A 14229-nucleotide genomic window follows, 5' to 3' on the forward strand; every position below is an offset into this window, starting at 1 on the left:
GAAGCCGAAGCCTTCAGATGATCTGCGGCGCGCTGATGGCCGAGACTTGGCCTCAGACGATAGGGACACACCCCATGCCGCAGGGCGAGATCGAAATCCAGGACTTTGGGCCGGACCATATCGAGGGAGCGGTGGCGCTTTCTCGCCAGGAGAAGTGGCCGCATCGCCCGCAGGACTGGCAGATGGCGCTGCAGCTCTCAAGCGGTGCGGTCGCGCTCGACGACGAGGGCCGCGTCACCGGAACCATCCTGGTCACGCCCTACGGCATGGATTGCGCCATGATCAACATGGTGATCGTCGACAGGAACGTGCGTGGCAAGGGGCTCGGGCGCCGGCTTATGGATCAGGCCCTCGCCCTCGCCGGCGACCGTCCGCTGCGGCTCGTCGCGACGACTGACGGCATGCCTCTCTATGAGAAACTGGGCTTTGTGCCCTCCGGCACGATCCTGCAGCATCAGGGCACGGTTGCACAACTCGGCGCGCCCGACGGCGTGGAAGCCGCACGCATGGACGATCTGTGGGACATCAAGGCGCTGGACCGCGACGCCTATGGCGCCGACCGCGAAGCCCTGATCGATGCGCTGGCCGAGCACGGCCAACTAGCGGTCATCCGCCGCAACGGCGCCATCGAAGCCTATGCCGCGATCCGCCCGTTTGGACGCGGCGAGGTGATTGGTCCGGTCATCGCGGGAAGTGCCGCGGACGCCAGGGCCCTGATCAGCTTCTTCGCCGCGCCTCGCCCCGGCGCCTTTCTGCGTGTGGATACCGACAGCCGGACCGGCATTGCCAGCTGGCTCGAAGACATCGGCCTCGCCCATGCCGGTGGCGGCGTCGCCATGGACCGTCCGCCTAGGGCGGGTTCGGAACAGGCCAGGCCAAAAGTTTACGCCCTCGCCAACCAGGCGCTCGGCTAGTCCGGAGGATAGAATGCTCGCCAATTCCCTGATCGAACTCGACCGCGCCCATCTCATCCATCCGGTCGCTTCATATCGCGGCCATGAGGCGCTCGGCGTGCGCGTGCTGAAATCGGCGAAAGGGGCGACCGTAACCGACGCGTCCGGCAAGCAACTCGTCGATGGCTTCGCCGGGCTGTGGTGCGTCAATGCCGGCTACGGCCATGACAGCATCGTCGAGGCGGCGGCCCGGCAGATGCGCGAGCTTCCCTACGCCACTGCCTATTTCGATCTCGGTTCGGAGCCCGCCATCCGGCTTGCCTCAGAACTGGCCGAGCGCGCGCCGGGCGACCTCAATCACGTCTTTTTCACGCTTGGCGGGTCGGACGCCGTCGACAGCACGATCCGTTTCGTCCGCTATTACTGGAATGCCAAAGGCGAGCCGCAACGCGACCAGTTCATTTCCATCGAACAGGGTTACCATGGGTCGTCGGTGGTCGGCGCAGGCCTGACCGCCCTGCCCGCCTTTCACGCCGGTTTCGGCATTCCCTTTGAATGGCAACACAAGATCCCTTCGCCCTACCCCTATCGCAACCCGGTAGGCGAGGACGCGAACGCGATCACGGCCGCATCGCTCGCCGCGCTGAAGGCCAAGATCGAGGAGCTCGGACCGGAGCGGGTCGCTGCCTTCTATGCCGAGCCGATCCAGGGCTCGGGCGGTGTGATCGTCCCGCCGAAGGGCTGGATCAAGGCGATGCGCGAACTCTGCCGGGAGTACGGCATCCTGTTCATCGCCGACGAGGTGATCACCGGCTTCGGCCGCACGGGGCCCCTCTTCGCCTGCACGGACGAGGACATCGTTCCCGATTTCATGACGACAGCGAAAGGACTGACCTCGGGCTATGTTCCAATGGGCGCCGTATTCATGGCCGATCATGTCTACAATGTCATCGCCGATGGCGCGGGCGCTTCTGCGGTCGGCCACGGCTATACCTATTCCGCCCATCCCGTCAGCGCCGCCGTCGCTCTCGAAGTGTTGAAGCTCTACGAAGACGGCCTTCTGGAGAATGGCATCAAGGCCGGCGCCCGCCTGATGGCGGGATTGGAGGGCCTGCGGGACCATCCGCTCGTCGGCGACGTGCGAGGTCGCGGCATGCTTGCCGCGATCGAACTGGTGGTCGACAAAAGGAGGAAGACACCGCTTCCCGCATCGGCCATGCCGGCGCGGCGCGTCTTCGACAGGGCCTGGGACAACGGTCTCATCATCCGTGCCTTTGCGAATGGCGTTGTCGGCTACGCTCCCCCGCTCTGCTGCACCGACGACGACATCGATGCGATCATCAAGCGCACGCGCCGGACGCTCGACCAAACATTGGACGATGCTGATGTCCGCCAGGCCCTGGCATGACGGGCGACGAATACCGCGTGTTTCGAAATAGCGCCGGGGCAGACGATTTCGCAATTTTGTGCCGCGCCCTCACGCCTTTTCGGCGAATCCAGCGCGGGGGAAGTGCCAGACTGTCCTTAAGACAAGGCCAGAAGACCCGAATTTTTGAGCCTTTGAAAAGGCCGACGCCCCGGACAGCACGGAATTTTGTTCTGTTCAGCACCATGCAATTCGGCCGCGCGCAAAGGAGAGCCAGTCTTGGCCAGGGGCTTTAGCGAGTTCAAATACATGACCTTCGACGTCGTCGGGACGCTGATCGACTTCGAAGGTGGCATTACGACCTGCCTGGCCGGGATTGCCGGTGACGCTGGCGTTTCCATCGATGGCGAAGCCGCGCTGGCCCTGTATCGGCAGGCCCGCTACATGCCCGATGCGGGGCTGTTCCCCGACGATCTCCTGCGTGTCTACATGGTCATCGCGCCGCGGCTCGGCCTGCCGGCCGAGGAGAAATACGGCGTCCGCCTGCGGGACTCCGCCAGCACCTGGGAAGGCTTTCCCGACAGCGCGGCGGCATTGGCCGAGCTTGCGAAGTCACACAAGCTGGTTGCCATGACCAATGCCCGGCGCTGGGCGCTCAATCATTTCGAGCAGCAGTTGGGATCGCCCTTCATCGCCACCTTCACCGCCGACGATACCGGAACGGAGAAACCGGATCCGGCGTTCTTCCAGAAGGTCTTCGATTTCGTCGCCTCCCGGGGTGACAGCAAGGACGACATCCTGCACGTCGCGCAAAGCCAGTATCACGACATCGGCATATCCCGGACACTTGGCCTGACCAACTGCTGGATCGAACGCCGGCACGCCCAGAAGGGCTATGGCGGCACGATCGAGCCGGAGCGTTTCACCGCGCCGGACTACCACTTCACCTCAATGGCCGCATTGGCGGCGGCCGTGCGGGAAAGCCTGAAGGAACGAACCTGAGCCCAAGCCCGGAAAGCCGCAACAAGACGAGCATCCCGACCAAACAAACAGAAAGGGGAATAACATGACCGACAAGATCACAAACTGGACCAGCGCAGACGATGCCATGGTCGAAAACGCCATTCGGCGGGGCGCGAGCCGCCGCGAACTTCTCAAGATGCTGTTGGCCGGCGGCGCCGCGGTTGCCGCGGGCAGCCTGGTGCTCGGCCGCGCCACCGATGCCGTCGCCGCTGAGCCGGTTTCCGGCGGAAACTTCAAGGCCGCCGGCTGGTCGTCATCGACCGCCGACACGCTTGATCCTGCAAAGGCGTCGCTCTCCACCGACTATGTCCGCTGCTGCTCGCTCTACAACCGCCTGACTTTCCTCGACAAGGATGGCGTCACGCAGATGGAGCTGGCCGAGAGCTTCAACAGCAAGGACGCCAAGACCTGGACGGTGAAGCTGCGCAAGGGCGTCACCTTCCACGACGGCAAGGACCTCACCGCCGACGACGTCGTCTACTCGCTGAAGCGCCATCTCGACAAAGCGGTCGGCTCCAAGGTCGCCAAGATCGCCGCGCAGATGACCGGCTTCAAGGCGGTCGACAAGTCGACCGTCGAAATCACGCTCGCCGACCCGAATGCCGACCTGCCGACCATCCTGGCGCTGCATCACTTCATGATCGTCGAGGACGGCACCACCGACTTCTCCAAGGGCAATGGCACCGGCGCTTTCGTGCTGCAAACGTTCGAACCGGGCGTGCGGTCGGTGGTCACCAAGAACAAGAACTACTGGAAGTCGGGCAAGCCCTATCTCGACTCCTTCGAGTTCATCGCCATCAGCGACGACAGCGCCCGCGTCAACGCCCTGCTTTCCGGCGACATCAATTTTGCGGCCTCGATCAATCCGCGCGCGATGAAGCTCATCGGCGGCCAGCAGGGCTTCGAGCTGTCGAAGACGACCTCGGGCAACTACACCGACCTCAACATCCGGCTCGACATGGATCCGGGCAGCAAGGCCGACTTCGTTGCCGGCATGAAGTATCTCGTCAACCGCGAGCAGATCGTCAAATCGGCTTTGCGCGGCCTCGGCGAGATCGGCAACGATCAGCCCGTCTCGCCGGCAAATATCTTCCACAACCCCGACGTCAAGCCGAAGGCTTTCGACCCGGACAAGGCGAAGTTCCACTTCCAGAAGGCAGGCCTGCTTGGCCAGTCCATCCCGGTGATCGCTTCCGACGCCGCGACCTCGTCGATCGACATGGCGGTGATCATCCAGGCCGCCGGCGCGGATATCGGCATGAAACTCGACGTCCAGCGCGTCCCGGCCGACGGCTATTGGGACAATTACTGGCTCAAGGCGCCAATCCATTTCGGCAACATCAATCCGCGCCCGACGCCGGACATCCTGTTCTCACTCCTCTACGCTTCCAACGCGCCGTGGAACGAAAGCCAGTACAAGTCCGAGAAGTTCGACAAGATGCTCATCGAGGCGCGCGGCTCGCTCGATCAGGCCAAGCGCAAGGAGATCTACGGCCAGATGCAGGCTATGGTCTCCGAGGAGGCCGGCACCATCATCCCGGCATACATTTCCAACGTGGATGCCCTCTCCAGCAAGGTGAAGGGTTTGGAGGCGAACCCGCTCGGTGGCATGATGGGCTACGCAATGGCGGAATATCTCTGGCTCGAAGCCTGAGAGACGCCTGCCGGGGGCCGGTCAGCCAGCCCCCGGCAGTTCATTGCGCAAGATTGCTTGGCCGAACAACCGCAGGGAGCGCTTCCATGACATCTGGGGTTCTCAACCTCGTGCTGAAGCGGCTGGGGATCGCGGCCGTCACACTTTTGATCGTGCTGTTCGCCGTGTTCTTCGCCACCAGCATGCTACCCGGCGACACCGCGTCGATCCTGCTCGGCCAGGCGGCGACTCCTGAAGCGGTCGCCGGCCTGCGTGAGGCTATGCATCTTAATGATCCGGCGATCCTGCGCTTCCTGCTCTGGCTTCTCGGCCTGCTCCACGGCGACCTCGGCACTTCCTATGCCAACGAGATGCCGGTCGCGGCGCTAATCGGCGGGCGCCTGGTCAACACCATGAAGCTCGCCGGCATCACCACGCTGCTCTCGGTGCCACTGGCGCTGACGCTCGGCATCACCGCCGCCATGTTGCGAGGCTCTCTCTACGACCGCACCGTCACAATCCTGTCGATCGGCATCATCTCCGTGCCGGAATTCATGGTCGCGACCCTCGCGGTCCTGCTCTTTGCCGTTTATCTCAAATGGCTGCCGGCGCTGTCCTCGGTCAACGAGGCGCATTCGCTGACCGATCTCGTGCGCATCTATGCAATGCCGGTGATCACGCTCACCTTCGTCATCTCCGCCCAGATGATCCGCATGACCCGCGCCGCGGTGATCGAGACGCTCTCCACGCCTTATGTCGAGATGGCGCTTCTGAAAGGCGCCTCGCGCAGCCGCATGGTCCTGAGGCACGCGCTCCCCAATGCGCTCGGGCCGATCGTCAACGCGGTCGCGCTTTCGCTTTCCTATCTGGTCGGCGGCGTCATCATCGTCGAGACGATCTTCAACTATCCCGGCATCGCCAAGCTGATGGTCGATGCGGTCGCGACCCGCGACCTGCCGCTGATCCAGAGCTGCGCGATGATCTTCTGCCTCGGCTATCTCTTCCTCATCACCGCCGCCGATGTCGTCGCCATCATGTCCAACCCGAGGCTCAGATGACGATGGCGCGCGCCGCAGCCCCCCGACGATTCTTCCTGGGCCACAGCTACAGCCTCGTGGGCGTCGTGGCCGCGCTGGTCATCCTGGCTTGGACGCTCGTCGCGATCCTTGCGCCCTACGTGATTCCCCATTCGATCGGCGACATAGTCGATGACGACTATTTCGGCCCGATGCGCCAGGGACTGTGGCTCGGCTCGGACTATCTTGGGCGCGATATGCTCTCGCGAGTTCTGATGGGCGCCCGCTACACCGTCGGCATATCGCTCGCCGCCGTTTCCATCGCCTGTTTTTCGGGCGTCGTGCTGGGGATGATTGCGGCCGTCACCGGTGGCTGGCTCGACACCTGCCTCAGCCGCTTCCTGGACGCCATGAACTCCATCCCCAGCAAGCTGTTCGGCCTTGTGGTCGTCGCCGCGGTCGGCTCGTCGATCCCGGTGCTGATTCTGACGCTGGCCGTCATCTATATCCCCGGCGCCTTCCGCTTCGCGCGCGCGCTCGCCGTCAACATCAACACCATGGACTTCATCACCGTCGCCCGTGTCCGTGGCGAGAGCACCGCCTACCTCATCGGGTCCGAAATCCTGCCCAACATCATCCGCCCGGTGCTGGCCGACTTCGGCCTGCGCTTCGTCTTCATCGTGCTTTTGCTCTCCGGCCTGTCCTTCCTGGGACTCGGTCTCCAGCCGCCGCTCGCCGACTGGGGTGCACTGGTGCGCGAGAACATCGGCGGCCTGCCTTTCGCGGCCCCCGCCGTCATCGTGCCGTCGCTGGCAATCGCCAGCCTCACCATCAGCGTCAACCTGCTGATCGACAACCTGCCGCAGAAGATCAGGGACCGGGACGCATGAGCAATCTGGTCGAGGTCAGGAACCTGCGGATCGAGGCGAAGACCGACTCCGGACGGCTTGTCGAAATCATCAAGGGCGTCAGCCTCGACATCGCCGACGGTGAGATCGTCGCCCTGATCGGAGAAAGCGGCTCCGGCAAGACCACGGTGGCCCTCTCGCTGATGGGCTATGCGCGGCCCGGCTGCCGGATCACCAGCGGCGAGATCAATGTTGGCGGCAGGAACATGGCTGCCCTTTCCGAAAAGGAACGCGCCAGGCTGCGCGGTACCGACATTGCCTATGTCCCGCAAAGCGCAGCCGCCTCGTTCAACCCCTCCTCCACGATCATGGAGCAGGTCATCGAGGTCACGCGGATCCACAAGCTGATGCCGCCCGAACAGGCGCGGCAGCGCGCGGTCGAGCTGTTCAGGGCCTTGTCGCTGCCCGACCCGGAAGGGATCGGTACCCGTTATCCGCACCAGGTTTCGGGCGGGCAGTTGCAGCGGCTGTCGGCGGCCATGGCGCTCATCAGCGATCCCAAGCTGGTCATCTTCGACGAGCCGACGACGGCACTCGACGTGACGACGCAGATCGACGTGCTGAAGGCATTCAAGTCGGTCATGCGGGCGGGCGGCGTGGCGGGTGTCTATGTTTCCCATGACCTCGCGGTCGTCGCCCAGATCGCCGACCGCATCGTGGTGCTGAAGGGCGGCGAGGTGCAGGAGACCGGCACCACGGCGACAATTCTTTCGGCTGCCCAGCATCCCTACACGCGCGAACTGCTGGCCGCCTTCGAACCAAAGCCGCGGCAAGCGCATGCGGACGCGGATGCCGCGACAAAGCAGCTGCTGCGCATCGACAATGTGACGGCCGGCTACGGCGCGGTTCGAGCTGACGGACTGCCTCTCATCCGCGCGGTCGATTCCGTCAGCCTGGTCGTCGAGAAGGGGCGCAATCTCGGCGTCATCGGCGAATCCGGTTGCGGAAAATCGACCCTGGCGCGCGTCATCGCCGGTATCCACCCGGCGGCGGCCGGCGACATCGTCTTCGACGGCAAGCAACTGCAGCGAGCCGCCAGGAAGCGCAGCCAGGACCAGCTGCGCGAGATGCAAATCGTGTTCCAGTATGCCGATACTGCGCTCAATCCGGCCAAGCCGGTGGAGGACATCATCTCCCGTCCGCTGGCCTTCTATCACCGGCTCGACAGGCAGGCGCGCTCGAAGCGCGTCGACGAGCTGCTCGACATGGTGCGCTTGCCAAGGGGCCTGCGCTACCGTCACCCATCGGAGCTCTCTGGCGGCCAGAAGCAGCGCGTGAATTTCGCACGCGCGCTGGCCGCCAACCCCAAGCTGATCATCTGCGACGAAATCACCTCGGCCCTCGACACGGTGGTGGCGTCTGCCGTGATCGAGCTGCTCAAGGAGCTGCAGCGCGAGCTGGGACTCTCCTACATCTTCATCAGCCACGACCTCTCCGTCGTCGAGGCCATCTGCGACGAGATCATGGTCATGTACAACGGGGAACGGGTGGAGCAGATCACGCCCGACAAGCTGACGGCTCCCACCCACCCCTATTCCAAGCTTCTGTTCTCCTCCGTGCCGAAGCTTGACCCGACCTGGCTCGACGGCCTCGTCCGCGACCCCGAACTCGTCAGCCAGTACGGCCACCGCTGACTACATGACAAAAGGGCCACCGTTTCAGGAAGCAGCCGCTTCACCTGGGAAACAGGCTGGGTAGCGGCATGTGCGCCTTGACGATGGGCGACTTCAGCACCACGAAGCTGAAATACTTGTCGATGCCGATATCCATGTCGGTCAGCCGCTCCATGATCGTCTGGTATTCGCCGATGCCGGCGGTCACGAATTTCATCAGGTAGTCGTAGCCGCCCGACACGAGGTGGCATTCGATGACCTGGTCGATCTTCTCCACCACGGCCAGAAAGCGGGCGAAGTCCACCTGGCGATGGTTCTTCAAGGTAATCTCGGTGAACACGGTCAGCGTCTGGCCGAGCTTGCCGATATTGATCTGCGCGGAATAGCCCTCGATGTAGCCTTCCGACTGGAGCTTCTTGACCCGCATCAGGCACGGGCTTGGCGACAGATGCACCAGATCGGCCAGTTCCACATTGGTGATGCGGCCGTTCTTCTGCAATTCGTGAAGAATCTTGATGTCGATCCGATCCAGTTTCATGACCGTCTCCGCAGAACGCATGCCGCAGCACAAAATGCTGCCGTACCAATTTCCATCGACACTACCACGGCCCGCCGGCCTGTCCATCCGAATGGATCCGCGTTGAAACACCGGCACTCCCGATTTTAACGGAGCTTTCGAAATAAAATTCTGCTTCGGCCTCAACTGCAGCAGCGGCTGCCTGCGCAACACGCTACATTGGCGCGTCAAGGCAGAGAGACCATGCGCGCACCGCTGCAGCAAATCGAGACATCTGGCGAACTGCCGCAGTCCGCGGACGCGGTGGTGATCGGGGGCGGCATCGTCGGTGTCTTCGCGGCCTATTATCTGGCCAGGCGCGGCATGGAGGTCGCGCTTGTCGAAAAGGGACGCATCGGTGCCGAACAATCCAGCAGGAACTGGGGATGGTGCCGCCAGCAGAACCGCGACGCCCGCGAGTTGCCGATGGCGACTCGCAGCCTCGATCTGTGGGACAGCCTTGCAGCGGAAACCGGCGAGGACACCGGCTTTCGCCGCTGCGGCCTGCTCTATCTCAGCAATGACGAAGCGGAACTGGCCGGCTGGGCGCGCTGGCGCGACTTCGCGAGAACCGCCGGCGTCACCACGCATATGCTCGACAGCGCCGAGGCCGGGGAAAGAGGCCGCGCTACGGGCCGAACATGGAAGGGCGGCGTCTTCTCGCCGACCGACGGCACCGCCGACCCGTCGCGCGCCGCGCCATCGGTCGCCCGTGCCATTCTCAAGCTTGGGGGCTCCGTTCACCAGAGCTGCGCCGCGCGCGGTATCGAGACCGAGGGCGGCCGCCTGAGCGGCGTGGTCACCGAAAGCGGAACGATCCGGACGAAGCTGGCGGTCCTGGCCGGCGGCGCGTGGGCCTCCTCCTTCTGCCATCAGTTCGGTTTCCGCTTTCCACAGGCGTCGGTCCGCTCCTCCATCCTGTCCGTCTCGCCCGGCACGGAGGGCCTGCCGGATGCGCTGCACACGGCACGGATCTCGGCCACGCGTCGCGGCGACGGTGGCTACACGCTCGCCATAAGCGGACGCGGCCGCGTGGACGTCACGCCGCAGCAGCTGCGATTTTCATCGCAGTTCCTGCCCATGTTTCTAAAGCGGTGGCGAAGCCTCGCGCCCGGCGGTCTGCAGGGCATGCGCTCGGGCCACGAAACGCTGCGACACTGGCGGCTCGACCAGCCGACGCCGATGGAGCGAATGCGCATCCTTGATCCCGCCCCCGACCAGGCGACTATCCGCCGGACCCACGCCCGCGCGCTCGAGCTGCTGCCGGCGCTGCGCCAGACCAGGATCAGCGCGGCCTGGGCCGGTTACATCGACAGCACGCCGGACGGTGTGCCTGCCATCGGCGAGATAGATACCATTCCTGGTTTCTTCCTGGCTGCCGGGTTTTCGGGACACGGCTTCGGCATCGGACCCGGCGCCGGGCACCTCGTCGCCGATCTGGTGACCGGGTCGGAACCGATCGTCGATCCGAAGTCCTATGATCCGCGGCGATTCGATGCTTCGGCCTGGGGGAAGGTCGCCGATTTCTAAGACGTGATCCATGTCTTCCTGGTGTGGACTCCGGAATTGCATCCGCCGTCCCGGAGGAAGGCACCGACAGGCGCCGGCCGGACAGGCGCCTGTCCGCGAAACCGGCCGACAGCGTTGGCCGCACAGCCGGCCTGCGCCGCCACGAGTTCGACGGCAGCCAACTGGCAGTAGCGCCCCTGGCATCGCCCCATGCCGACGCGCGATAGCGATTTCACCCTGTTGGCCTCGCCGCCGCCGAAATCCACGCTCTGGCGTACGGCTCCGGCTGTCACGTTCTCGCAGCGGCAGACGACCGCTTCATCGGGAAGTGCCCGCGCCATAGCTGCCGGCCAGGGAAAGGCGCAAGCCAGGCCGCGGGCAAAGCGCTCGAGCCGTGCCAGCTTGCGCAAATCGGCGCTGCCTGAAGGCACCGGATGTCCGAGATCGGCAAGGCATGCCGCCGCTGCGAGACGCCCAGCGACCTCCGCGCCATCCGCTCCCAGAAGACGAGCCCCATCGCCGGCCAGGTAGACTCCGTTGCCGGCACGACCCATCTGGTCGGTCCTTGGCAGCCATTGCCGCCATTGCTCGTCATAAATGAAGGTGCATCCCACAAGGTCGGCCAGATGCGTCTCTGCCCGCAGGTGCCAGCCCATGCCGATCATGTCGCATGGAGTGAAACGCAGCCTTCCGCCCGCGTCGCGCCAGCGCATTGCGGTGACTCCCTTCCCGTCGGCCTCGACGCGTTCGAGCGTCACGCCCGCATGGTAGCGGCCGCCAAGCCTCGCCCGCAGGGCCAGACCGCGCAGCGTGACGAACGGCCGGGCGGCAAGCTGCCAGAACCCGCGCATCTGCTGATGCCAGGGAGAAGTGTCGAGCACTGCGGCCACATCCGCTCCAGCCTTGATGAGCTGGGCGCCGACCAGCGTCAGCAAAGGCCCCGATCCTATCAGGACGATGCGCCGCCCAAGCGCCACGCCCTGCGCCTTGAGTGCGATCTGCGCCGCCCCAAGGCTGTAGACGCCGGCGCCCTGCCAGCCCGGCACCGGAGCGACACGGTCGGATGCGCCGGTCGCAAGGATGAGGCGGTCATAGAGGACCACCTGCACACCACCCTCCCCGAGCACGTGCAGCCGACCCCCATGCACTGCGATGACCGAGCTCGCCGCACAATGGGTGAGCCGCCCCTCTGCGGCCAGCCGGTCGAAGAGCGAATGCAGCGCTCGCGCCTTCGCCGCCTCCGACCCGTAGAGTTGCTCCGGTGTGCGGGTGAACCCGGCGGGCGGGCGGCGATAGATCTGCCCACCTGCGCAATGCCCTTCGTCGACCACCACCGGGTGGAGCCCAGCCTCGACCAGCGTGGCTGCCGCCCTTATGCCGGCGGGGCCGGCGCCCACGATCACGATCCGCGGCGGCGGGGTCTCGCTCACGGCCAGCGCTCCGGTGGCATCGTGCGCAACCGCATGCCTTCGCTGAGAAGTGTCGAGCACGCCCGCAGGCGCGGTCCCTCGTCCTGCCACACCCAGCAATCCTGGCAGGCTCCCATCAGGCAGAAGCCGGTGCGCGGCTCGGGTCCGAACTCGGATTTACGCAACGCGTGCCCTGACGCCAGCATGGCGGTCAGCACGGTGTCGCCCGACAGTGTACTGCGCCTCTCACCGTCGAGAAAGAAATGCAACTGCGCCCGGTCGCGCTCGGCCAGCCGGACGATGCGGCCGGCGGTGATCATTCCGCTGCCTCTCGCACGGGACGAGGATGCGGCAGTTCGGGGAACCGCTCGCAGACCGCATCGAACGCTGCCTGGACGCCTTCCGGCCCTGTGCGCCCCTTCATGCGACGGAATATCTCCGTCTTGGCGAAGAACCGCCAATGGATCGGCAAGTCCCTCAGTATGGCGGTGAGCCGGTCATAGGCCGCTGGGGTCCACTGCGCTTCGTAGCCTTCGCGCTCCGGGCCGAAATGGAAATGGCCGGCGGCCGGCTCCTGCCGCATGCGCAGCCTTTCCGTTGCCCGCTCGTCAACCTCGCCTTGGCGGATGACGACGCCATAGTCGCGCTCGGCAGCCGTTGGCGAGACATAGCCGCGCCGCACGTCCTGCGCGACGCGCCAGGGCTCGCGCTCATGCGGATCGCCGCGCCCGCCGCCTCCGGCGGAACGGATATCGAGCACGTCGCCGGGCTGCAGCACCGCTGTGTCGATGTTGCCCAGCCGCCGCTCATGCTCGGTCCCCGGATTGACGAGCATGTCGGACAGGCCGGCCGCCTTGCCGCCCAGCACACCCCAGGGACGAAAGAAGCTGCGGTCCCGGTTTCGCGCCGTGATCCTGGAATCGGGGGCGAAGACACGGAAGGCCATCTCGGTCGCCAGCCCGCCGCGCCACCGGCCCGCGCCGCCGCTGTCCCTGGCGAGCCCGTATTTCACGAATTCGACCGGAGTCTCGGTCTCGGTGATCTCGATCGGCGTGTTCTTGAGGTAGGCGGCATCGGCGCCCGATCCGTTGGTTCCGTCGCGATGCGGCATGGCGCCACCGCCGCCCACCACCGGGTTCACCGCCGCGATGACGGTCCGGCTGGTCCGTTCGTCCGTGGTCATGACATTGACGATGCAGTTGTTGCCGGCGGGTGCCGCGGGCAGGCGCTCCGGCACCGCCTGCGAGAAAGCGCCGAAGATGACCGACCGCAGCCGGGCGCAGGTGAGCGAGCGCATGCCCACGGCGGCGGGGTATACCGGGTTCAGCACCGAGCCCGTGGGTGCGATGCAGGTGAACGGCCGGGTGAGGCCCGTATTGAGCAGGAGCTTCGGGTTGAGCGTGTAGAGCACATAGTAGACGCCCACCAGCAGCATAGTGTGGCGCGGGTCGCCGCCTGAAGGCACGTTGAGCGAGGAGCCGAGCTGCGGATCGGAGCCTGTGAAGTCGAGCACCGCCTCGTCGCCTTTGATCGTCAGCGTCAGCTTCAGCCGGCAGGGATTGGCCTCGACCGAATCCTCGTCGGCATAATCGGCGAACTCCCATGTGCCGTCGGGCATGGCGCGCAGCACTTCGCGCGCCTGCGCCTCGGCATGGTCGAGAAGCGCGGAAACGCCTTCGATGAAGCCGGCCTTGCCGAACTTCCTCACCATCGCCTGGATCTTGCGCTCGCCGGTGTTGAGCGCACCGACCAGCGCCTTGATGTCGCCGATGTTGAGGTCGGGCTTGCGCACATTGGTGCTCATGATCCGCAGGATCGTCTCGTCGAAGACGCCCTCGTTCACAAGCTTCATCGGGGGAAAGCGGATGCCTTCCTGATGGATTTCGGTCAGCGCCCGGCTAAGCGAAGCCGGCACGGCCCCGCCCATGTCGGTGTTATGGATATGCCCCCCAGTCCAGGCGACGATCTCGCCGTCGACGAAGACCGGCTTCCACAGATGCGTGTCGGGTGCGTGCGTGGCGACGTGGCCGGAATAGGGATCGTTGGTGAACGCAACGTCTCCCGGCCGATAGTTGTCGACCATCGCGATGGCGCGGTGATAGGTGAGCCCCGGATACCAGGTGGCGCCAAGTTCCATCGGCACGGCGAAGGTCGCGCCTGAACGGTCCATCAGCATCACCGTGAAGTCCTGCGTCTCCTTGACGAAGGCGGAGTGCGCGGTTCGGTGCAGCGTGTGGGCCATGTTCTCGGCTGCGGCACGGGCATGGTTCGCCAGAACCTGTAGGTTTGTCCGGTCAAACATG

General features: G+C 65.0%; 12 protein-coding genes. 8 read left to right on the forward strand and 4 right to left on the reverse strand.

Annotated features, from left to right (window positions below):
* The first annotated feature begins 74 nt into the window (after positions 1–74).
* From HNQ71_RS08295 to HNQ71_RS08325, 7 genes are all read left to right on the forward strand, one after another.
* On the forward strand, positions 75–914 hold the full coding sequence (locus HNQ71_RS08295) for a GNAT family N-acetyltransferase (RefSeq protein ID WP_184872041.1): 840 nt from the start codon (positions 75–77) through the stop codon (positions 912–914).
* A 13-nt stretch (positions 915–927) separates the two neighbouring features.
* The gene (locus tag HNQ71_RS08300; protein ID WP_184872042.1) at positions 928–2301 is read left to right on the forward strand and encodes an aspartate aminotransferase family protein; all 1374 of its coding nucleotides are present in this window, start codon (positions 928–930) and stop codon (positions 2299–2301) included.
* Positions 2302–2568: 267 nt separating this feature from the next.
* Positions 2569–3261 (forward strand): HAD-IA family hydrolase, encoded by a 693-nt coding sequence (locus HNQ71_RS08305; protein WP_425492190.1) that lies wholly within the window; start codon positions 2569–2571, stop codon positions 3259–3261.
* A 64-nt stretch (positions 3262–3325) separates the two neighbouring features.
* Positions 3326–4936 (forward strand): ABC transporter substrate-binding protein, encoded by a 1611-nt coding sequence (locus tag HNQ71_RS08310; protein ID WP_184872044.1) that lies wholly within the window; start codon positions 3326–3328, stop codon positions 4934–4936.
* Positions 4937–5022: 86 nt separating this feature from the next.
* Positions 5023–5973 (forward strand): ABC transporter permease, encoded by a 951-nt coding sequence (locus HNQ71_RS08315; protein WP_184872045.1) that lies wholly within the window; start codon positions 5023–5025, stop codon positions 5971–5973.
* Positions 5970–6821, forward strand: a complete 852-nt coding sequence (locus tag HNQ71_RS08320) for an ABC transporter permease (protein ID WP_184872046.1) — start codon at positions 5970–5972, stop codon at positions 6819–6821. Before HNQ71_RS08315 ends, HNQ71_RS08320 begins: the two co-directional genes overlap by 4 nt.
* Entirely contained in the window at positions 6818–8473 is a 1656-nt protein-coding gene (locus tag HNQ71_RS08325; protein WP_184872047.1) for an ABC transporter ATP-binding protein, read from the forward strand. The genes HNQ71_RS08320 and HNQ71_RS08325 overlap by 4 nt, the downstream gene beginning before the upstream one ends.
* A gap of 40 nt (positions 8474–8513) precedes the next feature.
* Here HNQ71_RS08325 and HNQ71_RS08330 read toward each other — a convergent pair whose 3' ends face one another.
* Complete coding sequence (locus HNQ71_RS08330) at positions 8514–8990, reverse strand: Lrp/AsnC family transcriptional regulator (RefSeq protein WP_184872048.1); 477 nt, start codon at positions 8988–8990, stop codon at positions 8514–8516.
* 222 nt (positions 8991–9212) lie between these two features.
* Between HNQ71_RS08330 and HNQ71_RS08335 the strand changes: the two genes are divergently transcribed.
* Positions 9213–10538 carry an NAD(P)/FAD-dependent oxidoreductase gene (locus tag HNQ71_RS08335; RefSeq protein ID WP_184872049.1) on the forward strand — a complete coding sequence of 442 codons (1326 nt, stop codon included), beginning with the start codon at positions 9213–9215 and terminating at the stop codon, positions 10536–10538.
* Here the strand turns inward: HNQ71_RS08335 and HNQ71_RS08340 are convergent.
* Genes HNQ71_RS08340 through HNQ71_RS08350 form a run of 3 tightly spaced genes read right to left on the reverse strand, consistent with a single transcriptional unit; the run spans position 10535 to position 14228 of the window.
* Positions 10535–11947 carry an FAD-dependent oxidoreductase gene (locus HNQ71_RS08340; protein ID WP_184872050.1) on the reverse strand — a complete coding sequence of 471 codons (1413 nt, stop codon included), beginning with the start codon at positions 11945–11947 and terminating at the stop codon, positions 10535–10537. The two genes, HNQ71_RS08335 and HNQ71_RS08340, sit on opposite strands and share 4 nt — an antisense overlap.
* The gene (locus tag HNQ71_RS08345) at positions 11944–12246 is read right to left on the reverse strand and encodes a (2Fe-2S)-binding protein (protein WP_184872051.1); all 303 of its coding nucleotides are present in this window, start codon (positions 12244–12246) and stop codon (positions 11944–11946) included. Before HNQ71_RS08345 ends, HNQ71_RS08340 begins: the two co-directional genes overlap by 4 nt.
* Complete coding sequence (locus HNQ71_RS08350) at positions 12243–14228, reverse strand: hydantoinase B/oxoprolinase family protein (protein WP_184872052.1); 1986 nt, start codon at positions 14226–14228, stop codon at positions 12243–12245. Before HNQ71_RS08350 ends, HNQ71_RS08345 begins: the two co-directional genes overlap by 4 nt.
* Between the last annotated feature and the right edge of the window lies 1 nt (position 14229).

The sequence above is a fragment of the Mesorhizobium sangaii genome (genome assembly GCF_014207355.1).
GTDB lineage: Bacteria > Pseudomonadota > Alphaproteobacteria > Rhizobiales > Rhizobiaceae > Mesorhizobium > Mesorhizobium sangaii.